At 53.0% G+C, this 22,482-nt stretch carries 17 protein-coding genes and 1 pseudogene; 7 read left to right on the top strand and 11 right to left on the bottom strand.

Features of this window, described 5'->3' with window-relative positions:
* Window positions 1-192: 192 nt before the first annotated feature.
* From mdtP to yjcS, 5 genes and pseudogenes are all read right to left on the bottom strand, one after another.
* On the bottom strand, window positions 193-1,659 hold the full coding sequence (mdtP, locus tag A7098_RS12835) for a multidrug efflux transporter outer membrane subunit MdtP (protein ID WP_105280898.1): 1,467 nt from the start codon (window positions 1,657-1,659) through the stop codon (window positions 193-195).
* Window positions 1,656-3,465, bottom strand: a pseudogene (locus tag A7098_RS12830) (FUSC family protein). The gene mdtP and the pseudogene A7098_RS12830 overlap by 4 nt, the downstream one beginning before the upstream one ends.
* Window positions 3,465-4,496, bottom strand: a complete 1,032-nt coding sequence (gene mdtN, locus A7098_RS12825; protein ID WP_105280897.1) for a multidrug efflux transporter periplasmic adaptor subunit MdtN — start codon at window positions 4,494-4,496, stop codon at window positions 3,465-3,467. Before mdtN ends, A7098_RS12830 begins: the two are co-directional and overlap by 1 nt.
* 18 nt (window positions 4,497-4,514) lie before the next feature.
* Window positions 4,515-4,790 (bottom strand): YtcA family lipoprotein, encoded by a 276-nt coding sequence (locus A7098_RS12820; RefSeq protein ID WP_010344852.1) that lies wholly within the window; start codon window positions 4,788-4,790, stop codon window positions 4,515-4,517.
* Window positions 4,791-4,998: 208 nt separating this feature from the next.
* Window positions 4,999-6,984 (bottom strand): alkyl sulfatase YjcS, encoded by a 1,986-nt coding sequence (gene yjcS / locus A7098_RS12815; protein WP_105280896.1) that lies wholly within the window; start codon window positions 6,982-6,984, stop codon window positions 4,999-5,001.
* A gap of 290 nt (window positions 6,985-7,274) precedes the next feature.
* Here yjcS and A7098_RS12810 point away from each other — a divergent pair, with 290 nt between their 5' ends.
* On the top strand, window positions 7,275-7,982 hold the full coding sequence (locus A7098_RS12810; protein WP_000805926.1) for a response regulator transcription factor: 708 nt from the start codon (window positions 7,275-7,277) through the stop codon (window positions 7,980-7,982).
* Here the strand turns inward: A7098_RS12810 and A7098_RS12805 are convergent.
* From A7098_RS12805 to A7098_RS12790, 4 genes are read right to left on the bottom strand one after another with little or no spacing between them, the layout of a single operon-like run.
* Entirely contained in the window at window positions 7,979-8,980 is a 1,002-nt protein-coding gene (locus tag A7098_RS12805; RefSeq protein ID WP_000970595.1) for a carbohydrate kinase family protein, read from the bottom strand. The two genes, A7098_RS12810 and A7098_RS12805, sit on opposite strands and share 4 nt — an antisense overlap.
* A 60-nt stretch (window positions 8,981-9,040) precedes the next feature.
* Complete coding sequence (locus tag A7098_RS12800; protein WP_032226457.1) at window positions 9,041-9,982, bottom strand: ABC transporter substrate-binding protein; 942 nt, start codon at window positions 9,980-9,982, stop codon at window positions 9,041-9,043.
* Between the two features lie 30 nt (window positions 9,983-10,012).
* Complete coding sequence (locus A7098_RS12795; RefSeq protein ID WP_105280895.1) at window positions 10,013-10,987, bottom strand: ribose ABC transporter permease; 975 nt, start codon at window positions 10,985-10,987, stop codon at window positions 10,013-10,015.
* Window positions 10,984-12,504, bottom strand: a complete 1,521-nt coding sequence (locus A7098_RS12790; protein WP_105280894.1) for a sugar ABC transporter ATP-binding protein — start codon at window positions 12,502-12,504, stop codon at window positions 10,984-10,986. Before A7098_RS12790 ends, A7098_RS12795 begins: the two co-directional genes overlap by 4 nt.
* Before the next feature lie 113 nt (window positions 12,505-12,617).
* Here A7098_RS12790 and A7098_RS12780 point away from each other — a divergent pair, with 113 nt between their 5' ends.
* From A7098_RS12780 to yjdP, 3 genes are all read left to right on the top strand, one after another.
* Window positions 12,618-14,882 (top strand): hybrid sensor histidine kinase/response regulator, encoded by a 2,265-nt coding sequence (locus A7098_RS12780; RefSeq protein ID WP_105280893.1) that lies wholly within the window; start codon window positions 12,618-12,620, stop codon window positions 14,880-14,882.
* A gap of 112 nt (window positions 14,883-14,994) precedes the next feature.
* Window positions 14,995-15,627, top strand: coding sequence for an N-acetyltransferase (locus A7098_RS12775; RefSeq protein ID WP_000636711.1), 633 nt, complete (start codon window positions 14,995-14,997; stop codon window positions 15,625-15,627).
* Between the two features lie 68 nt (window positions 15,628-15,695).
* Window positions 15,696-16,025 (top strand): DDRRRQL repeat protein YjdP, encoded by a 330-nt coding sequence (gene yjdP, locus A7098_RS12770; RefSeq protein WP_000806200.1) that lies wholly within the window; start codon window positions 15,696-15,698, stop codon window positions 16,023-16,025.
* Window positions 16,026-16,088: 63 nt separating this feature from the next.
* Here the strand turns inward: yjdP and yjdN are convergent, their stop codons facing one another.
* Window positions 16,089-16,532, bottom strand: coding sequence for a VOC family metalloprotein YjdN (gene yjdN, locus A7098_RS12765; RefSeq protein WP_001131294.1), 444 nt, complete (start codon window positions 16,530-16,532; stop codon window positions 16,089-16,091).
* Between the two features lie 239 nt (window positions 16,533-16,771).
* Window positions 16,772-17,107 carry a zinc ribbon domain-containing protein YjdM gene (locus A7098_RS12760; RefSeq protein WP_001300891.1) on the bottom strand — a complete coding sequence of 112 codons (336 nt, stop codon included), beginning with the start codon at window positions 17,105-17,107 and terminating at the stop codon, window positions 16,772-16,774.
* A gap of 399 nt (window positions 17,108-17,506) precedes the next feature.
* On the opposite strand from A7098_RS12760, the gene crfC reads away from it, so the two are divergent.
* The 3 genes from crfC to proP all read left to right on the top strand — a co-directional run bounded on the left by crfC (window position 17,507) and on the right by proP (window position 22,376).
* Window positions 17,507-19,735, top strand: a complete 2,229-nt coding sequence (gene crfC / locus A7098_RS12750) for a clamp-binding protein CrfC (protein WP_105280892.1) — start codon at window positions 17,507-17,509, stop codon at window positions 19,733-19,735.
* Window positions 19,732-20,604 (top strand): diguanylate cyclase regulator RdcB family protein, encoded by an 873-nt coding sequence (locus A7098_RS12745; protein WP_105280891.1) that lies wholly within the window; start codon window positions 19,732-19,734, stop codon window positions 20,602-20,604. The genes crfC and A7098_RS12745 overlap by 4 nt, the downstream gene beginning before the upstream one ends.
* A 269-nt stretch (window positions 20,605-20,873) precedes the next feature.
* Window positions 20,874-22,376: a glycine betaine/L-proline transporter ProP gene (proP, locus tag A7098_RS12740; RefSeq protein ID WP_010353876.1), complete on the top strand. Its 1,503-nt coding sequence runs from the start codon at window positions 20,874-20,876 to the stop codon at window positions 22,374-22,376.
* Window positions 22,377-22,482 lie beyond the last annotated feature (106 nt).

The raw sequence follows: 22,482 nt of genomic DNA, 5'->3' as shown, positions 1-22,482 counted from the left end.
TCGCTCCAGTTAATCAAATCACGCATACGCGCTCTCGACTACAGTATGCATCTTTTATGCCACATTTTATTTGGGGACATTCCTTGATATTACGGGCACTATTTATTCAAAACTCTGACGAAAAACAGGCTGTCGTCAGTTTTGACGTGACGAAACGAAATACCGCGTGACAGCCATCACGCGGCAGACATTTTATTTTTTCTCGATGCCGGGAGCCGCCTGATACCCGCCGCCCAGCGATTTCATCAACTGAATGCTTTGGATCACGCGGCGGCTATCCAGCATCAGTAATGACATCTCTTCGGCAAGCACCGGCAATTCGGCTTCGGTTGCCTGTAAGCGGCTGGTTAAACCGCGCTTGTAGGCGGCGTCGGCGGCGCGCTGGGTGAAGCGGGTCGCTTCTACGCGTTCTGCCTGCATCTTCCGCTCGTCATTCAGCGTTTGCAGACGCGTGCCATTGACTGCGACATCGCGCACTGCGTTCAGCACGGACTGGTTGTAGCGTTCAATCATCATGTTGCTGGCGGCACGAGTGCCTTCGAGATTGGCATTCAACCGTCCACCGTCAAACAGCGGCAATTTCAGGCCTGGAATGAAGTTGAACTGGCGACTGCTTTTTTTGAATAAGGTATCCAGGTGAATGGAATCCAGGCCGAAAAACGCTTTGATATCAAAGCTTGGGTAGAACAGCGCCCGCGCGGAATCCACCTGATTTAATGACGCCTGAACATACCAGCGCATGGCTTGCAGATCCGGACGTCTGGCGAGCAACTCATAAGAGAGTGTCGCCGGAATGCCGGTCTGTACCTGTGGTAACGCCACTGGTTTGATCTCCGGCATATCGCTGGCGCCCGCGCCAGTCAATGCGCGCAGAGATTCTCGTGTTTCAGTGATTTGCCCTTTGACGGCAGCAATTTGTTTATCGACCGCCAGAATCTGCGCCCGCGCGCCGTGGAACGGTACTTGCGCTTCCAGGCCGTGCGCCACTTTGCTCTGATGCGCTTTCACCGCGTAATCAATCACGCTGCGGGTTTGCTCTAACAGATCGAGCATCTGGTAGCTGGCCTGCATACTGTAATAAAGCTGCGCTACGCCTGTAGTGAGCGACAGTTCCACTGCCGCAGTTTCTGCCAGCGCGGCGTTATGCGCGCCAATGGCGGCGGCAACCGCTGAGCGATGTACGCCCCATAAATCGAGATCCAGTCCAGCAAATAAACCTACGGTGGCTTCGGTGTAGTACGGACCATCCATTCCCAGTGCGGGCGCATCCATCGCATAAGGGCTTAAAAAGCCGTTGGCAGAGACGCGCTGGCGGTTGAGCATCCCTAACGCCGCCACCTGCAATTGTGAACCAGCATCTAACAAATCTGCCTGCGACCGCGCTTTTTCTTCCCGCAATTTCGCTTCGGCGAGGGTGTGAGAACCGCTTAACGTCCGTTGGATCAGCGCATCCAGTTGTGGATCATTAAACTGTCTCCACCACTGCGCTTGCGGCCAGCCGGAACTGGCAAGATGAATATCATCGGCAAGTTTGATCTGCTCTGGTTTAAGCTGTTGATGAGGGGCTGAATCCTTACGCACTAACGCACAGCCGGAAATCAGCGTCGTGCTGCCGAGAATGCTGCACAACAACAAGCGTGAAAGTTGACGATTGATCATTGAGTGGCTCCTTGTGCCTGTTCCGTGGCGGGCGTTAATGCCGGGGCTGTCCAGTCTGGCAAGCGGGCGATGAGCTGACAGACGTGTTGCTCCTGTTTTAATAAGGTGGGCAGGATGGCCTGCGAGGCGGGTATCTCTTCAAGCGTTATTTGAGGAGAACGGCTGAGCGCGGTTGCCAGACCGGCAGTGTATTTCTCCAGTGCGTCGGCAAAGTGGCTGGCTCTGTCCGGCTGGAGCGCGTGATCCAGCGCCTGAGCCGAGTTCCAGGTGGCATCCCAGGCGTGAAGAATGTCGCGTCCCTGACGAATAACTGTTTGCGAGCGTTCAATCAGTAAGGCGCGTTCATCGCCGTCCAGTTGACGTTCAAGCGCCACGCGTTGGCACATTTCTTCACAGGCATTAAACGCCGCATGTAGACCTATACGAATTTGCAGATAAGTGCGCAGAGCCGTGACTTCCTGCTGGCGCGGGATACGCATCAGTTTGCTTAACATACCCAGCGCGCCAGCCAGTTTTTGCGGCAGTGCACGCGCTTCGCTTTCAGGCCAGACAAAGGTGTAAATCACCGCCGATACCGCCGTACCGATAAGAATGCCGATGGCACGATCGCGTATTTCCACCAGGTCGTAAACCGGACCAAAGACGTTTTCGAGCGTGGCGAGAGCAAAGGTCACCACCATCTGCGTGCCGATATAAGAAGAACGCTCAGAGCTGGTGGCGAACCACGCGCCCACCAGGAAAATCGGTGCCAGTACGAGCAGCAATTCGACAATGTTGTCCAGCCATGGCATGACCAGTAGCGTAAACAGCAACGCCAGAATTGCACCGCAAAAAGCTCCGCCAAAACGTAGCGCCATCTTCTGGTACGAAGAACCGATATTGGGGTTAGCGACGATCACGCAGGTCAGCATACAGGTGTGAATGCCTTCCCAGTCCACGCCGCTGTAGAAGGTATAACAGATCAAACAGGCCAGCAGCGTTTTTACCGCGTAACGCATATAGTCCGGATTAGTAAAGGCATCGGCGACCATTGACGGCGGTTTGGCGGCGGGCGTTGGCGGCGTGTGCGGGTCCATCTGACCAAGCTGTAACATTATGGGTTCGCCAGTCGGCGTCGTCCGCGAGGCAAAAGACATTCAGTTTTTGCAGCGCCAGCGCCTCTCTTTCAATCCGCGTTTCGGGTAGCGGCGCAAGGCTTTCTGTCAGGTGACGTACCGCGTCATCAAGCCGATCATTAAGCGCCTGATGCATCTGCGTAATAGCGCGGCTGGGAAACCACAGCACGCCGATTAACGTCATCAGCAAGGTTGGATAGAGGCCGACAACGATACACCACAGCGTTAAGCGCACGACCACTTCCGGGTAGTCGAGCATGGCGGGGAAGGTTTGCCCGTAAATGGCGACAATGGCGACGGCGAAAAAGACCAGTCCCAGCCGATGGGTGCGCATCAAAAACATGCAGCCCATCAGGACAGGACCTGCGATGATCAATCTGATCAACGGTTCGCCGTATGACCATTTGTAGATCAAAAACAGGCTGCCGATCTCCAGCACCGTGGCAACCACAAATAAGATCGCGACAAATTTGGTGTAAAACGCGTTCGACTGAATACCGTAAAACAGCACTGCCAGTGATAACGCCACGAAGGGGATCTCGAAGGTCATTGAGATCAGAATCACCAGCAGGCAGCCTACCCAGAGCTGCACGGTCTGCGGCACACGACCAGGTCGCCGCTCGCTTAACTCTTCATGAAAGAACGCCAGCAGCCTGACCACCGGTAATGGCAGGGAGTTGAGCGCGCTCATTATTGCGGCTCAAGATTAGCGACTGCCGACGCGCCAATACGGAACATTTCCGGGTCAGGTTTATCGACCATGATTTTGACCGGAAAACGCTGGGCAACGCGAACCCAGTTAATAGAGCGAGACACTTTCGGCAGGCCGCCCAGCACCAGACCGCCGTCATCCGGCAGCACGCCGTAGCCAATGGAATCCACTTTACCCTCGAAGGTTTTGCCGCTGTCGCTCATCAGGCGAATCGTCGCAGGCGTACCGGCATGAATATTTTTCAGATCGGTTTCGCGGAAGTTGGCGATAACGTACCAGTGACGAGTGTCAATTAGCGTGAAAATAGGGCGCATGGCAGAAGCAAATTGCCCAACCGAGGTTTTGAGGGAAATGACCCGACCATCAAACGGCGCGCGGACGGTTGCCATTTCCAGATGCAGTTTGGTTAGCGCGATATCCGCTTCCACCGCCGCACGTTGGGCGACCAGCGCATCGACGCCGCTGACGGCGCTGGCGGCTGACTGCGCCTGTAACAATACGGCATTAAGATCCGCTTCTGCGGCGCGCTGCGCCGTTCTTGCACGGTCAACGTCTTCCGCTGAGACAAAACCTTCTTTCAGTAATGGCTCGGTGCGGCGTAATGTATCTGTGGCCTGTTTCGCGGCGGCACGGGCTTTTTCTACTGTTGCGTTAACTGAGTCGGCGCCAAACTGTTGCGCGTCAACGCTACGCTGGGTGAGCATAATTTGCTTATCCAGCGCCGCGAGGGAGGCTTCGGCTTTCGCCAGATTCGCTTCGTATGGGCGAGGGTCGATGCGGAACAGCAAATCGCCCTGTTTGACTGCCTGGTTGTCTGTGACTGCCAGTTCCACAATACGACCGCTGACTTCCGGCACTACATCGATGGTATCGGCAGAAGCATAAGCGTCGTTGGTTGATGGCGCACTGTCTACGCGCCAGATAACGAAAACGAGGGCAACCAGCGCCAGCGCAACGACCAGCAGGGCAGGGATCTTACTGCGAGGAGCTTTTTTCGGCGTACTTTCCATGAGCGCATCTCAAATAGATTAGAAAAATGCCAGCCAGAACAGCATGGCGTAGAGAGCAAAAAGGGCGGTATAAATAATTCCGACAAATGCCAGATTGATATTTGCCCTCTGAATAATTCGCCTCGTGATGAGTGTCACAATAAGGCTGGCAATAGCGCAGAAAAACCAGCTGGGATAATAAGCGCCAATCACCGGGATCGCCGGAGATAATGAGCATCCCGAAACCATGATGACGGGAATTATCCAGGCTGCTTTTTTGAATTGCATCACCATGCGAGAGAGAACTGTTGGCATAATAAATACATCCTGTCTGCTGCGAACAATATCTGTAGTGAATATCAATATCCATTGAAGGCGTCAGTATGGCTATTTTCTTGATGAATAAAAATAGCTTTATTCAGCCACCGCATTCATAACTTATATATATTGTGTATTAATTTTCTGTATGTATTTTTAATATAAATACTTTCGGGGGCTTGAATGCCCCCGAAAATGAGTGGAATTAATTCGGGGTTACAATATTCACCCACAAATCGAAATTATCCAGACAAGCAATAATTTCTTCCAGTTTCGCACCATTGCCAATAATTTTGGCTTTCTTCGCTTTTACCAGATCCGCCATTTTCGCCTGTCCGGTCAGCACGGCGTGCAGATCTTCACGGCTAATGTAGAAGGACGCATTGGCTTGCGGTTGCAGCGTTTTACGGTAGTTAAGCACGCTATCGTTCAGGGTCAGGTTGAGGTTATCGCCGTTACTCATATTGAAGTTCAGGCTGATGTTCTTCCCGGCGGCTTTTTCGCTATCGAGGCGAACAGCCATAAAGTCGAACAGCATTTCGACCGACATCCCGCGAATGGTATCCGGGGAACCGGTGGTGCCGTGGCTGAACTTATGTACCCCTTCGCGCAGCTCTTTCGCGCCAGTCAGGTAGAAACCGCGCCAGGTGGCTGACTCCGCCTGATAACCAAGCTGTTCAAAGTTATTGGCTTGCAGATTCTTCGCCACCTGGTCGCCCGGATTGGCGGCAATCACCTGTTTCAGTAACTCTGCCGACCAGCGATAATCACCCTGCTTGTTTGCTTCTTGCGCCAGGTTGATGACGCGTGCGGAACCGCCCAGCGCCTGCACATAACGTTTACCCATCTCCACCTGTCCATACGGATGCAGGTTTGCCGGGTTACCGTCGTAATAGCCGAGGTAGAAGTTATATACCGCACGGGCGTTGTGGCTGACAGAACCGTAATAGCCACGGCTGGCCCAGTTATTGGCAAGCGCAGGTGGCAGCTTAATCATGTCGCCGATTTCATTCATGGTGTAGCCCTGGTTTGCCAGGTGCAGGGTCTGGTCGTGAATGTACTTGATAGTATCGCGATATTTACCAATATAATCATTGATATGCTTATTGCCCCATACCGGCCAGGTGTGCGGCATAAACAGGACTTCCGCTTCGTTACCCCACATATCCAGCGTTTCGTTCAGGTACTCGGTCCATTTGCTGGTATCGCGGGTTTTCGCGCCGCGCAGAGTGTAGAAGTTGTGCAGGGTATGAGTGGCGTTCTCGGCGGTACACAGGGCTTTCAGTGCCGGAATATAGAAGTGCATTTCCGCTGGCGCTTCGCTGCCAGGGGTCATCAGGAAGTCAAACTCCAGACCGTCGATAATCATCTTCTCGCCAGTTCTGACGATTGTTTTGGTTGGCGCAATAATGCTTGGGTCACCGGTTGCCAGCGTCACACCGAGACCGTTACCCACGTTACCCTGCGCGTTGTGCGGCAGTAACAGGCCGTAAGAGTAGAGCGCACGGCGGCTCATGATGTTACCCGCCAGTACGTTTTCACTGATGGCTTCGTCCATAAATCCAGCAGGGGCAATCACCTGCACTTTGCCCGATTTAACATCAGCTTCGGAGATAATGCCTTTTACGCCGCCATAGTGGTCGGTGTGGCTGTGGGTGTAGATAACCGCAACAATCGGTTTTTGCGGACGATGCTGGAAGTAAAGGTCAAGGGCGGCTTTTGCGGCAGGCGGCGTTACCAGCGGGTCGATAACAATAATGCCTTTCTCGCCTTCCACGAACGTAATGTTGGAGATGTCCTGGCCGCGCACCTGATACATTTTATCGGTGACTTTGAACAGGCCAGAAATACCGTTGATCTGTGACTGACGCCACAGGCTGGGGTTTACCGTTTCCGGCGCAGCGGCATTAATATCAAATTTGTAATCGTCCGCGCGGTAGTAAACTTTGCCGTTCGCATCACGCAGAATACCTTCATCGAGCAGCGGGGCGATAAATCCGCGCTGGGCGTCGTCAAAATCCTGACGATCGCTAAACGGTAATGATTTGGCGTAATTCTGATTTACCTGTTGCGTATATTGGGAGGTGGCTTTCGCTTCCTCTTTCGCGTAAGCGGTATTTACCATCATGCCGCTGGCGGCGGTTAACGCAATAACAATCCTGCTCAAACGGAATAACCGAGAGTTATTCATATAAATCTCCATTTATCATTTGTGTCGTAAATATGTAATCCATGCAAAATACGTCATTTAAAGCTGGCGATATCATAATTGGGAAATTGCGACTTTAATAAGTGGAAGTGTGAGCGGAACGAGCCATTTTATTAGGGGTTTGTGCTGAAGGTGAAAAAGTACGGCATATCTATTAACAATATCAATAATGTGACATGAATTATATTTTCATTATATATATTGCTTTCCTCTTTCACTTCGCCAGGAAGTACGCACAATGATTAATCAGGTGAATAATGCGGAGTGTAACCATGAAACCCGTGGTGCTGGTGGTGGATGATGACGCGGCTATCTGTGCACTGTTGCAGGACGTGTTAAGCGAACATGTCTTTACGGTTTCAGTCTGCCATACCGGACAGGCGGCAATATCGTGTATTGAAGGCGATCCTGATATTGCGCTGGTGGTGCTGGATATGATGTTGCCTGATACCAACGGCCTGATGGTATTACAACAACTACAGAAAATGCGTCCTGCATTGCCGGTGGTGATGCTGACCGGTCTGGGCAGTGAGTCTGATGTGGTGGTCGGGCTGGAAATGGGCGCGGATGATTACATCTGCAAGCCATTTACCCCACGGGTAGTGGTCGCGCGACTAAAAGCGGTGTTACGGCGCGTTGGCGTGCTGGCGGTCAATGAGGAGAAAAATGCCGGGCTGTCATTTAATGGCTGGTATCTCGATACCACACGCTGCCAGCTACACAATCCGCGACAGCAACTTGTTGAGCTGACTCAGGGCGAATATTGCTTGTTGCTGGCTCTGGCACAAAACGCCCGTCGGGTATTGAGCCGTGAGCAGTTGCTGGAGTTTACCCATAGTGACAGCATAGAGGTGTTTGATCGCACCATCGACGTATTAATCATGCGACTACGACGCAAAATCGAACTGAACCCGCATCAGCCAATGTTGATTAAAACTCTGCGCGGTCTGGGTTATGTCTTCGCTGCCGACGTGCATTAATCCGACATTTCTGTTTGCAGCTCTTCCAGTGTTTTTGCCCCGTCGATGGCGTTGGCGCATAACAGGCTCGCGCGTGCGCAGGCATGTGCCAGTTTGATGCTCTCGGTAAGCGTCCAGCGTTCGTGGCAGCCATACAAAAATCCGGCACAAAACGCATCACCCGCGCCGACGCTACCGATAATCTCGCGCGGTTCTAATTTCCGTGAGGGTATCCACATGCCGCCCTGTTCCGGCGTCTCTCCCCATGCGCCTTCCGCGCAGTGAATCACCACGCGCTGGCGCACGCCCGCATCTAACAGTTCGCGCGCGGCGGCGGCAATATGCGCGATATGTGGCTCGCCGTTAGGCAAACGAATCTCCAGCCCGCTAAATTCCCCAGCCTCCAGTTCGTTAATCACCAGATAATCCAGATGACGCAACGCGGGCAATACCAGCGGCTGATAGCGCGGATCGCCCTTGCGGGAAACCAGATCGAGACAGGTTTCATAGCCAGCGTCATGCATCTGCGCCAGCAGGCGGGCGCTGCGAGTGCCATAAACATCGTCTGGCATATCCAGGCTTTCGAGCAACAGCAGATAACCGAGATGGAAGATTTTCATGCTGCTATCAAGCTGGTCGAACGCCGGAAGATCCAGCAGCCGGTTAGCGCCCGGTGAATGGAAAAATGTGCGCTGTCCGCTGGGATCGGTCATCACCTGCGACATCGACGTCGGCGCAAAAGTGGTGCGCTGCACATGCTGGCGGTTGACGTGATACTGCTCCAGCATTGCCATAATGTAATCGCCATCGCTGTCCTGACCGATTAGCCCGACCGCCTGCAAAGGCAGCCCGGCGCGCATTTTCGCCAGCGTCAGCAGGACGTTAAGCGGCGCGCCGCCGGTGGAGCGTTCGCTGTGGGTGATCTCCGCCAGCCAGCCGCGCTCCGGCCACTGGATAATCTGGTGGACGTGGTCAACCAGCATATTTCCTGCTGCGATAATACCTTTACGTTCCATCATGCCCGCTCCTGGATTAGCTAATGCGCTGTCGCCGGGCAGCGTCGCCGCCCGGCTTCGGACTTATTTCACCGTCCAGCCTTTGTAATTGCCGACGTTGTCTTTGTCGATCATCGTCACCGGGATCAGCACCGGCTCTTTCGGCGCGGGTTTGCCCTGCAAAATGTCATAACCGATCTCGACGGCTTTCGCCGCCATCACCTGTGGGTCTTGTGCGGGAGTCGCGACAAACAATGAGTTCTCACGCTTCAGCGCCTCTTCGGCGTCCGGGCTACCATCCACGCCAACAATAAAGAACTCGTTACGTTGTGCCTGTTTTGCTGCCAGATCGGCGCCGATCGCGGTGGGATCGTTAATCGCAAACACGCCGTCGATCTTCGGATTCGCCGCCAGCAGCCCGGTCATCACCTCCAGTCCGCCTTCACGACTGCCTTTGGCGTTCTGGTTGTCAGAGAGCACCTTGATGTCAGGATGGCGTTTAAATTCGGTCTGGCAGCCTTCGACGCGGTTCTGCACGGCGGACACCGGCGGGCCGTTGATGATCACCACGTTGCCTTTGCCTTTCAGGCGATCGGTGATGTATTTACAGGCCATTTCGCCCGCCTGGGTGTTATCGGAAGTAATGGTGGCGTCGGCACCTTCTGCCGCTACGTCAACCGCCACCACCACGATCCCGGCGTCTTTCGCCCGTTTCACCGCCGGGCCGATCCCTTTTGAATCGGCAGCGTTAAGGATGATCATATCGACGTTAGCGGCGATAAAGTTGTCAATTTGCGACACCTGCTGGCCCAGATCGTAGCCGCTGGAAACCAGCGTCACTTTGACGTTATCGCCTGCCAGTTTACGCGCTTCCAGCTCCGCGCCTTTGGTTATCTGTACGAAGAACGGGTTCGCCAGGTCGCCTACCGTTACGCCTATCGATTTCAGTTCTTTCGCCTGGGCGAACGGTGCCGCAGCCAGCAGCGCGCCTGCACAGAGCGCGGTCACTAAGGGCTTCAATCTCATACTGTATTCCTCATGTGTAGGGTATTGTTGTTATGCGCTTTGATGATGTCGGGTACGGTATTTGTCGATCAGCACCGCAATGATGATCACCGCCCCTTTGATCACCAACTGCCAGAAGTAAGAGACGCCCATTAAGGTCATGCCGTTGTTGAGCGTGGCGATAATCAGCGCGCCGACCAGCGTGCCGGTGATGGTGCCGATCCCGCCAACAAAACTGGTGCCGCCGAGGATCACCGCCGCAATGGCGTCCAGTTCGTAACCCATGCCTAAGTTGCCGTTGGCGCTGTATAGCCGCGAGGCGCTCATAATCCCGCCCAGCCCTGAAAGCAGGCCGCTCATGCCATAAACAAACAGCAGCACCAGCCAGACCTTAATGCCGGTAAGACGCGCCGCCTGCATATTGCCGCCGACGGCGTAGATATGAACGCCAAGTGTGGTGCGGCGCAGAATAAACCAGCACACCACGATCACCGCCAGCGCAATCACCACCAGCCACGGGACCGGCCCGAGATAGTTATTACCTATCCACTCGAAATTAATGTTGGAGTTGATGACCGTGGTGCCGTCTGCCAGCAGATACGCCGCCCCACGTAGCGCCGTATAGGTGCCGAGCGTGACGATAAATGGCGGCAATCCGGCAAAGGTCACCAGTGCGCCGTTGAACAACCCCAGCAGCAGGCCGAGCATCAGCGCCGCTGGAATCGACAGCATGGCGAACTCCGGGCTAAGGGAGACGACCATCGCCGCCACCGCCGTGGTGCCGAGAATTGAACCTACAGAAAGATCGATCCCGCCGGTCAAAATGATGAAGGTCATTCCTGCCGCCAACACAATGTTGATTGACGCCTGGCGGGTAATATTCAGCAGGTTGCTTTCGGTAAAAAAGTTTGGCGCGATAAAGCCAAAAATCGCCACGATCAGGATCAGAATCGGCAAAATGCCGACCGTTTGCATCAGATCGCTCATTAACATTTTTTTGGCAGAGGTCTTTGCAGATGTCGTCATGAGCGCACCGCCTGGGAATGGGCGTCGTTGACGCCGGTCGCTAAGGTCATAATGTTTTCCTGGGTGATGTTGTTGCCGTTTAACTCACCGGCAATGCTGCCTTCGCGCATTACATAAACGCGATCGCTCATCCCGACTATCTCCGGCAGTTCGCTGGAGATCATCAGGATCGCTACGCCCTTGTGCGCCATCTCGTTCATGATCCGGTAGATCTCGCTTTTTGCGCCGACATCCACGCCGCGCGTGGGTTCATCGAGCAGTAAAATGCGTGGGTCAATCGCCACCCAGCGGGAGATCAACAGTTTTTGCTGATTACCGCCCGAAAGCCCACCTGCTCGCACCTGGGCATGAGGCACGCGGATGTTGAGCAACTTAATGGCGTCATCGGAAATGGTTTGTGCTTTTTTGCGATTGAGCATCCCCCAGCTGGCATCGCGCTCCAGGGTTGCCATGGTGATGTTTTCGGCTGCCGCCATTTCAAGGAACAATCCCTGTTCTTTGCGGTTTTCGGTGAGAAAACCAATGCCAAGATCGATGGCTTCGCGCGGGGAGTGGATCACCACCGGTTCGCCATCGACTTCAATCATTCCGCCTGTCGCTTTCCGCACGCCGAAAATTAACTGCGCCAGTTCGGAACGTCCGGCGCCCACCAGCCCGGCGAGGCCGACAATTTCGCCGGAACGCACCAGCAGGCTACTCGGCTGGACTTTGCCGCCGTCGGTCAGGTGGTGAACGTTCAGGCGGGCTTTGCCGAGCGGGATATCGCGCTCTTTATTGAACAGATCGCTCAGCGGCCTGCCGACCATCATCCGCACCAGTTCCCCGGCGTTGAGATTGTCGCGGGTCAGGCTGCCAACGTATTGCCCGTCACGCAGCACGCTGACGCGATCGGAAATCTCATACACTTCTGCCATGCGGTGGCTGATGTAGATAATCGCCATCCCTTCATCGCGCAGTCGCATAATCAGTTCAAACAGGCGGTGAGTTTCGCGGGAGGAGAGGGCGGCGGTAGGTTCGTCCATCACCAGAATGCGGCTGTTGCGATGCAACGCGCGGGCGATTTCGACCTGCTGTTGCTCGGCGATGGTCAGCGTCATGACTTTATCGCTGGCGTTAAACTGCGCGCCGAGGCGGTCGATCACTTTTTGCGCCTGCACCAGCATCTCTTTACGCTGCACCAGCCCGCCGTGGGAAAGCTCGCTGCCGAGGAAAATATTTTCTGCCACCGTCAGATTCGGTGCCAGCTGCATCTCCTGATAAATCAGCGTAATACCGGCGCTTAAGGCATCTTTCGGTGTGCGAATGTGAAAGGGCTTGCCGTCTATCAGGATCTCGCCGCTGGTGGCGGTATACGCCCCCGCCAGCACCTTCATCAGCGTGCTTTTTCCGGCGCCGTTTTCCCCCATCAGGGCATGGATCTCGCCAGGGTAAACCGTCAAATCCACCCCTTTGAGCGCGTAAAATTTGCCGAAGGCTTTGGCAATATTGCGCATCTCCAGAACTGGCGTGCTGTTCATGGCGGACTCCTGCGAGGTTGTCGATATCAGCACTCCATCACAGGAAAGTAAATGCAAAATGTCAGAAGCCGTTCATATTTGTCATATTGCGATTTTTCTTTACGGAGCGTGATATGGCGCACCCCGGACGTCACTTTTTTGCCAGCGCGCGCGGGCGGTTGCTGCTTTTAAATTTGCTTGTGGTGGCGGTGACGCTGATGGTCAGCGGCGTGGCGGTAATGGGCTTTCGTCATGCCAGCCAGATGCAGGAGCAGGTGCAGCAGCAAACGGTGGATGATATGACCGGCAGCCTGAATCTGGCGCGTGACACCGCAAACGTGGCGACAGCGGCGGTGCGATTATCACAGGTGGTGGGGGCGCTGGAATATAAAGGTGAAGCCGAGCGATTGCAGGAGACACAGCGGGCATTAAAAAGCTCGCTTGCACAACTGGCGAACGCGCCTTTAGCACAGCAGGACGCCGGGCTGGTGGCGCGAATCATCCAGCGCAGTAATGAACTGCAAACCAGCGTCGGCGGAATGCTGGAGCGGGGGCAAAGGCGGCACCTGGAACGTAACGCGCTGTTAAGTTCGCTATATCAAAACTTAAGTTATCTGCGGCATCTGCAAAAAGTCACTTACGCGGAAGATGATCTTTTGCTTAACGAGATGAACCGGCTGATCGTTGCCGCCATTGCCACTCCAGCACCGCAGGCGATTATTCATCAACTGGTTGAAGTGATGTCAGCTCTGCCGACTCATAGTGATACGCCGTTAGTAAATACGCTACTTACTGATTTTAATCGTGAACTGCGCAAACTCGCGCCGCTTTCGGCGTCACTGGAGCAAAGCGATCTGGCGATTAGCTGGTATATGTTTCACATCAAAGCTCTGGTGGCGATCCTTAACAGCGATATAAACCATTATGCCGAACAGGTGGCGATGCTTTCCGGTCAGCGGGTAGCACAAAGTTACCAGGATCTGCGCTCCGGCGAGAGGGTGATCATGATTTTTGCCCTGTTAGCGGTGGTGATCACCGCATTTGCAGGTTGGTATATCTATCGCAATCTCGGCTCAAACCTGACGGCGATTTCCCGCGCCATGAGCCGTCTGGCGCACGGTGAAGCAGACGTCAGCTTTCCGGCGTTACAGCGGCGCGATGAGTTAGGTGAACTGGCACGCGCCTTTAACGTCTTCGCCCGTAATACCGCATCGCTTGAGCGGACGTCACGGCTGCTGAAAGAGAAAACCACGCAGATGGAGATTGCTCAAACCGAGCGGCAGGGGCTGGAAGAGGCGCTGTTGCACAGCCAGAAACTAAAAGCGGTCGGGCAACTGACGGGAGGACTGGCGCATGATTTTAATAATCTGTTGGCGGTGATTATTGGCAGCCTGGAGCTGGTGAACACGGACTCGCCCGACGCGCCGCGAATACAGCGAGCGCAGCAAGCCGCCGAACGTGGCGCGCTACTAACCCAGCGACTGTTGGCGTTTTCCCGCAAGCAGTCCTTACATCCACAAGCCATTGAACTGAAAACATTACTGGAAGAGTTAAGTGAATTGATGCGCCACTCCTTACCGACAACGCTGACGCTGGAGATTGAAGCACAGTCTCCGGCGTGGCCTGCGTGGATTGACGTCAGCCAACTGGAAAACGCCATCATCAACCTGGTGATGAACGCTCGTGATGCGATGGAAGGGCTGACGGGAACCCTCAAAATCCGCACCTGGAACCAGCGTGTCACCCGTAGCGGTGGGCAGCGTCAGGACATGGTGGCTCTGGAGGTTATCGATCATGGCTGTGGAATGTCGCAGGAGGTGAAAAGCCAGGTATTCGAGCCGTTCTTTACCACCAAACAGACGGGCAGTGGCAGCGGACTAGGCTTGTCGATGGTCTATGGTTTCGTGCGTCAGTCCGGCGGGAGGGTGGAAATCGAAAGTGCACAGGGGCAGGGAACGACAGTCAGACTACAGCTTCCCCGTGCGTTGTTGGCGGCGAAAAATGTATCGTCAGCGGTGGTAGAACAGACAGCCGTCAGCGGCGATAAGCTGGTGTTGGTGCTGGAAGATGAAGCTGCAGTACGCCAGACAATCTGCGAACAGTTGCACCTGCTGGGCTATTTGACGCTGGAAGCCAGCAGCGGCGAACAGGCGCTGGATCTGCTGGCGGCATCAGTGGAAATCGATATTTTTATCAGCGACTTAATGCTCCCAGGCGGTATGAGCGGCGCAGAAGTGGTCAATGCAGCACGCAAACGCTACCCACACCTGATGCTGCTGCTCATCAGTGGTCAGGATTTACGCCCCAGCTATAACCCCGCGTTGCCAGAAGTGGCGCTGCTGCGCAAACCTTTTACCCGCGTGCAACTGGCGCAGGCATTGGGGCAAATTGAGGGATGATTTTCAGAATTTATCAAGAGGCCTGGAGCAAACGTGCTGCTATTGTGAGCAATTCTGCTCTGAATGGGATATAAAAGGAATTATGTCAGTACTGACAAGAGGCGATTCACATATGATCGTGATGCCAACCACCTATAGCCCAATGACGGTTGCTCGTTCTTTTCGCGTGGTGGAAGAGATCGAGCTTTCCGGGCGTCTGTTACAGGTGATTTATGACAGCCAGACGCCAAGAGCGGCCATCATTGAAGCGGACATTGAAGTTTTTGCAGGCGTGCCACGTCATCGGGTACTCGCCGCTCTCGACCTGCAGCGTAAAAAAGAGTTCGGCAGCGATATTATTGCCGTTGAACGCTGGTGGGAAGACTCGGATCTGGTACAAGTGGAAGGTATCTGCGTCTCCCCAGGTGAACGCGATAAAGGTCTGGCAACGCGACTGTATGAAGCGTTAATCCTGCAATGCGGAATCACACTCATCAGCGATTTTGATCAGTATGATGGCGGGAAGATGCTCTGGCAGAAGATCGCGCGCGAGTCCGATCAGATTTCGGTGTTTATATTAGACACTGAACAAGAGACATTTTGGCCTTACGATGGCACGAAAGTGATCTACGATGGTGGCTGCATTCCGGAAGAACGTATCTGGAGTATTTCTCCGGATCAAAAATGTCATAGCATTGTGCTGGTGGCGGAAAATAAACGGCGAGCTATCCAGCTAATGGAAGAGTCTGCGCCTTACCGTATTTGAGATTACTCCGCTACTCCGGTTATTCACACTCAACTAACGTTAAGCCAGTCCATCACAGAGACTGTCTTATGAAACCTTACTCCACGCTCTTTCTTTTCACCCTGCTCACGCTGACCACCGTTCCGGCTCAGGCCGATATTATCGACGACACGATTGGTAATATTCAGCAGGCGATTAACGACGCTTATAACCCTGACCGTGGGCGTGACTATGAAGATTCGCGCGACGACGGCTGGCAGCGTCAAGTGAGCGACGATCGTCGCAGACAATATGACGACCGCCGCCGCCAGTTTGAAGATCGCCGCAGGCAGCTGGACGACCGCCAGCGCCAGCTTGATCAGGAGCGTCGGCAGCTGGAAGATGAAGAGCGGAGAATGGAAGATGAGTATGGGCGGTGATGTTGGGTATGGGGCAGGCATCGCCCCTCCCCCTAATTCTCCCCATCAGCTATTAAAGCCCGGCTATTGTGTTGACTGCTGCTTAACGACATTAATCATCCACGGCACTCCAAATTTATCGGTAACTTTGCCGAAGCCATGTGCCCAGAAGGTTTCCTGCCAGTCCATTTCGATTTTTCCGTTGGCGGCAAGGTTGTCAAACCAACGTTTCCCTTCCTCGACCTGTTGCGAATCGAGCACCAACGTAAATCCGGAGTAGTTGGCTTTTCCTGACGGTATGGCATCGCTCATCATGATGTCGCTTCCGGCAATGCGCACGTTAGCATGGGCGATGGCAGTATCGGGAAATTGCATCCCTGAAGGACAACCTTCGGAGCTTTCCTGCGCGGGTTTCGGCATTTCCCCAAAGCTGATTTTATAGAGCAGTTCCGCATCTAACGTGCGTTGGTAATAGGCTATGGCGTCGGCACAGTTACCGGCAAAAGAGATATAGGGGCTTAACGGCATGATGGTGACCTCAGTTAAGAGAAGTCAGTTAAGTGTAGTTTGAATTTTGTATAGATGAAGAGTAGGCCTCATAAGACGCGGCAAGCGTCGCATCAGGCATTGGCCCGTTGCCGGATGCGGCGTAAACGCCTTATTCCGGCCTACGGATGGCGCGGGAATTTGTAGGCCTGATAAGACGCGCAAGCGTCGCATCAGGCATTTGGCACCGTTGCCGGATGTATCGCACCCGGCATTCGAAATCAGTTCTTTTTCACAAACTCAGATTTCAGTTTCATTGGACCAAAACCGTCGATTTTGCAATCGATGTTATGGTCGCCTTCAACCAGGCGGATGTTTTTCACTTTGGTGCCGATTTTCAGCATCGAAGAGCTACCTTTCACCTTCAGATCTTTAATGATGGTAACGCTGTCGCCGTCAGCCAGCAGGTTGCCGTTAGCATCTTTAACGATCAGCTCGTCGCTTTCCTGCGCAGGTTCAGCGTCGTTCCATTCGTAGGCGCATTCCGGGCAGATGTACATGCCGTTATCTTCGTAGGTGTATTCGGAGTTGCATTTCGGGCAGTGTGGTAATGACATGTGGATTTCCTCAAAAGTCAGCAGGGCAAAAGCGCCAAAAAACGGCAGATTGCCGAAAAAGGCCGCAATTATACACAAAATCCCTGCGTTTGTCGGGGGTACTGCTGATTTTAGTCGACGATCGTTTTCATTTGAAAGACAACGCAAAAAGAAAATAATCTTTTTGCCTCTGTTTATTATTTAAGTTAAGGTTAACTCTCTTCTTGTTCTTTTTTTAATTAAATTGTTATTTTATCTTTCTGACTTTTAACTTGTCGGAAGAGATTTATTCATCCGAATAAAAACAACATATTAAATATAAAAATTATTTCCTGCAGTAATTATAAAAGCCGACAACAGAACGAAAAAACGATCTGGCTAAATAAAAATAATGAAATTTGCTTTAAGGAAGAATTTTCCATGTACACACAGACAATATATGAGTTAAGTCAGGAGGCTGAACGTCTGTTACAGCTTTCCAGACAACAGTTGCAGTTACTGGAAAAAATGCCGCTCTCTGTGCCCGGAGAAGATGCACCACCACTGGCTTTACCCTGGAGTCAGCCTAATATCGCCGAGCGTCACGCAATGCTGAATAATGAGCTGCGAAAAATTTCCTGTCTGGAAATGGTGCTGGCGATTATTGGCACCATGAAAGCAGGGAAATCAACCACCATTAACGCTATTGTTGGCACTGAAGTTCTGCCTAATCGCAATCGCCCTATGACTGCGCTGCCGACGCTTATTCGCCATACGCCGGGGCAAAAAGAACCGGTGCTGCATTTTTCGCATGTCGCGCCAATCGACTGTTTAATCCAAAAATTACAACAACGCCTGCGCGATTGCGATATTGAGCATCTGACCGAACTGCTGGAAATAGATAAAGATATGCGTGCGCTTATGCAGCGGATCGAAAATGGCGTTGCTTTTGAAAAATATTATCTTGGTGCCCAGCCAATTTTTCATTGCCTGAAAAGTTTGAATGATTTGGTGCGTCTGGCGAAGGCGCTGGACGTCGATTTTCCTTTTTCTGCTTACGCCGCCATTGAGCATATTCCGGTTATTGAAGTGGAGTTTGTCCATCTGGCAGGGCTGGAGAGTTATCCCGGGCAGTTGACGCTGCTGGATACCCCCGGACCGAATGAAGCCGGACAACCGCATCTGCAAAAAATGCTTAACGAGCAACTGGCGCGCGCCTCCGCAGTGCTGGCGGTGCTGGACTATACGCAACTGAAGTCAATCTCCGATGAAGAAGTGCGTGAGGCGGTTTTAGCGGTGGGGAAATCAGTACCGCTGTATGTGCTCGTCAATAAGTTCGATCAGCAGGATCGTAACAGTGACGATGCTGAACAGGTGCGGGCGCTGATTTCCGGGACGTTGATGAAAGGTTGTGTTACGCCAGGGCAGATATTTCCGGTATCGTCGATGTGGGGCTATCTGGCAAATCGGGCACGTCATGAGTTAGCTAACAATGGTAAGTTGCCAGCACCGGAGCAACAACGCTGGGTGGAGGATTTTGCCCATGCCGCGCTTGGCAGGCGCTGGTGCAATGCCGATCTGGCAGATATCGACCATATTCGCCATGCTGCCGATCAACTGTGGGAAGATTCGCTGTTCGCCCAACCGGTTCAGGCATTACTCCATGCCGCCTACGCCAACGCGTCGTTATATGCACTGCGATCTGCCTCGCATAAGTTGTTGAATTATGCCCAACAAGCGCGGGAATACCTTGATTTTCGCGCACACGGGCTGAACGTCGTTTGCGAGCAATTGCGGCAAAATATCCTCCAGGTTGAAGAAAATATGCAGCTATTGCAGCTTAATCAGGTGCAGGTGAGTGGCGAGATTAAACATGAAATCGAGGTGGCTCTGGCATCAGCCAACGACTTTCTGCGTCAGCAGCAAGACGAGGTGAATACCCAGTTAGCTGTGCTGTTTCAACATGATTCGTGGCCGTTAAGCGAGATTCGTACCCGCTGCGAGACGCTGTTACAGGCGGCACAGACCAAAATCAGCCGTGACTTTACGCTGCGTTTTGCTGAACTGGAATCAACCCTTTGCCGGGTGTTAAGCGATGTTATTCACCCCATCGAGCAACGGGTAAAAACAGAATTGAATGAGTCCGGGTTTCGCCCCGGCTTTCATTTTCCTGCTTTTCACGGCGCAGTCCCACACTTCAATACTCGCCAGCTGTTCAGCGATGCAATATCCCACCAGGAAGCAATGGATGAACAGAGCAGCCGTTTTGGCATTGTGCGTGAGACGTTCTCGCGCTGGCTGAATCAGCCTGACTGGGGACGGGGTGGTGAGAAATCACCGCCAGAGGCCGTTGATTACAGTGCGCTACAACGAACGTTAACCGAAGAAGTAGACCTTTATTGCCAACAAATGGCTAAAGCTTTGGCGGTTCAGGTCGATGATTCTGTCACGGCAGGCATGAACACTTTTTTCGCTGATTTCGCGTTATGTTTGACGGAATTACAGGCGCGTTTACGCGATAGTCTGGCTCTGCGTCAACAAAATGAATCCGTGGTCAGGATGATGCAGCAGCAATTGCAACAGACCGTGATGATTCATGGCTGGATTTATACGGACTCTCAGTTGTTACGCGATGATATTCACACTCTTTTCATGGCAGAACAGTATTGACAAAGACGTTACTGGACGGCTCTGGTCGCGTACTGGAGTCAGTTTATCCCCGCTTTTTGGTGGATCTGGCGCAGGGCGATGATGCCCGCTATCCACAAACCCATCAGCAGCAGCTTCGTGAACGACTGATGCAGGAGATCCTTGCTCGCGCACAGCTTCAGACGTGGGCGAATGCCGGAATGTTAAATGCGCCACTTAGCCTGCGCCTGACATTGGTGGAAAAACTGGCGGCGATGCTTGATCCCGGTCATCTGGCGCTGACGCAGATCGCGCAACATTTGGCACTATTGCAAAAAATGGATCACCGTTCGTACTCTGCTTTCCCGGAACTTCCCCAGCAAATCGCCGCGTTGTATGAGTGGTTTTCTGCCCGCTGTCGCTGGAAGGAAAAAGCGTTAATGCAACGAGGGTTACTGGTTCAGGCAGGTGAGCAGAGTGAGCAAATTTTTACCCGCTGGCGTGCTGGTGCGTATAACGCCTGGTCGCTACCGGGACGTTGTTTTATTGCTCTGGAGGAGCTGCGCTGGGGAGCGTTTGGCGATGCCTGCCATCTGGGAAGCCCGCAAGCGGTGGCGTTGTTGCTGGGTGATTTGCGCGTGAAAGCGACGCAATATCTGGCAGATAGTATCAATGCGGCACCGACCACTCGCCATTATTACCATCAGTGGTTTTCCCCTCCTGGAGCCTCGACAGGCGGGGATCATGCAGACTTTTTAAGTTGGCTGGGCAAGTGGTCGGATGCCGATAAGCAGCCTGTTTGCTGGTCAGTAACCCAACGCTGGCAAACCGTCGCGTTGGGGATGCCACGGCTCTGTTCAGCACAACGTCTGGCGGGGGCAATGGTCGAAGAAATCTTCTCTGTAAATTGACTGTAAATAATCAGTTACATCAATGAGTGCTCAACGAAATCCATGTGTGAAGTTGATCACAAATTTAAACGCTGGTAGGGTAAAAAGGTCATTAACTGCCCAATTCAGGCGTCAACAGGTTTGATTGTACAATCCTTAATCGGATCGTGTAAGCAAACCAGCTACGCTTGTTACAGAGATTGCACCCTGCAATTCCCGCTCCCCTTTTGCGGGCGCCGCGTCTATTTGCCTGACGCGTGCGGAAATGGGCTTACTCTGCGAGGAAAGCTATGCTGAAAAGGAAAAAAGTAAAACCGATAACCCTTCGTGATGTCACCATTATTGATGACGGTAAACTGCGAAAAGCCATTACTGCAGCATCGCTGGGTAATGCAATGGAATGGTTCGATTTTGGTGTTTATGGCTTTGTTGCTTACGCATTAGGTAAAGTATTTTTCCCGGGGGCTGACCCCAGCGTGCAGATGGTTGCTGCACTTGCCACCTTCTCCGTTCCCTTTCTGATTCGACCGCTTGGCGGACTCTTCTTCGGTATGTTGGGCGATAAATATGGTCGCCAGAAGATTCTCGCTATCACTATTGTGATTATGTCGATCAGTACGTTCTGTATCGGTTTAATACCGTCCTACGCCTCTATTGGTATTTGGGCGCCGATTTTGCTGTTGATCTGTAAGATGGCACAAGGTTTCTCGGTCGGCGGTGAATATACCGGAGCGTCGATATTTGTTGCGGAATACTCACCTGACCGTAAACGTGGCTTTATGGGCAGCTGGCTGGACTTCGGTTCTATTGCCGGCTTTGTGCTGGGTGCGGGCGTGGTGGTGTTGATTTCGACCATTGTCGGCGAAGAGAACTTCCTTGACTGGGGCTGGCGTATTCCGTTCTTTATCGCGCTGCCGCTGGGAATTATTGGGCTTTATCTTCGTCATGCTTTAGAAGAGACGCCAGCGTTCCAGCAACATGTTGAGAAACTGGAACAGGGTGACCGCGAAGGTTTGCAGGATGGCCCGAAAGTCTCGTTTAAAGAGATTGCCACCAAACACTGGCGCAGTCTGTTGACATGTATTGGTCTGGTGATCGCCACCAACGTGACTTACTACATGTTGCTGACTTATATGCCGAGTTATTTGTCGCATAACCTGCATTACTCCGAAGACCACGGGGTGCTGATTATTATCGCGATTATGATCGGTATGCTGTTTGTTCAGCCGGTGATGGGCTTGCTGAGTGACCGTTTTGGCCGTCGTCCGTTTGTGATCCTCGGCAGTGTTGCGTTGTTTGCGCTGGCGATCCCGGCGTTTATCCTGATTAACAGCAATATTATCGGCCTGATTTTCGCCGGGTTGCTGATGCTGGCGGTGATCCTTAACTGCTTTACGGGGGTTATGGCCTCTACCTTGCCAGCGATGTTCCCGACGCATATCCGTTACAGTGCGCTGGCGGCGGCATTTAATATTTCGGTGCTGGTTGCCGGTCTGACGCCAACGCTGGCGGCCTGGCTGGTGGAAAGCTCGCATAATCTGATGATGCCTGCCTATTACCTGATGGTAGTGGCGGTGATTGGTTTAATCACTGGCGTGACCATGAAAGAGACGGCGAATCGTCCACTGAAAGGTGCGACGCCTGCGGCGTCAGATTTGCAGGAAGCGAAGGAAATTCTCGTCGAGCATTACGATAATATTGAGCAGAAAATCGAGGATATTGACCAGGAAATTGCCGATTTGCAGGCGAAACGTACCCGCCTGGTGCAGCAACATCCGCGAATTGATGAGTAAGCTGAAACGGATTGCCTGATGCGACACTCTCTTATCAGGCCAACAATCGAACTCTTAAGGTTCACTTAATCTCTGACGCGCATACTCTCCTCCAGGACAACGGAGG

The sequence above is a fragment of the Escherichia sp. MOD1-EC7011 genome, from assembly GCF_002965005.1.
In the GTDB taxonomy this organism is placed as follows: domain Bacteria; phylum Pseudomonadota; class Gammaproteobacteria; order Enterobacterales; family Enterobacteriaceae; genus Escherichia; species Escherichia ruysiae.
This window is presented reverse-complemented; position numbering and strand designations above follow the sequence as displayed.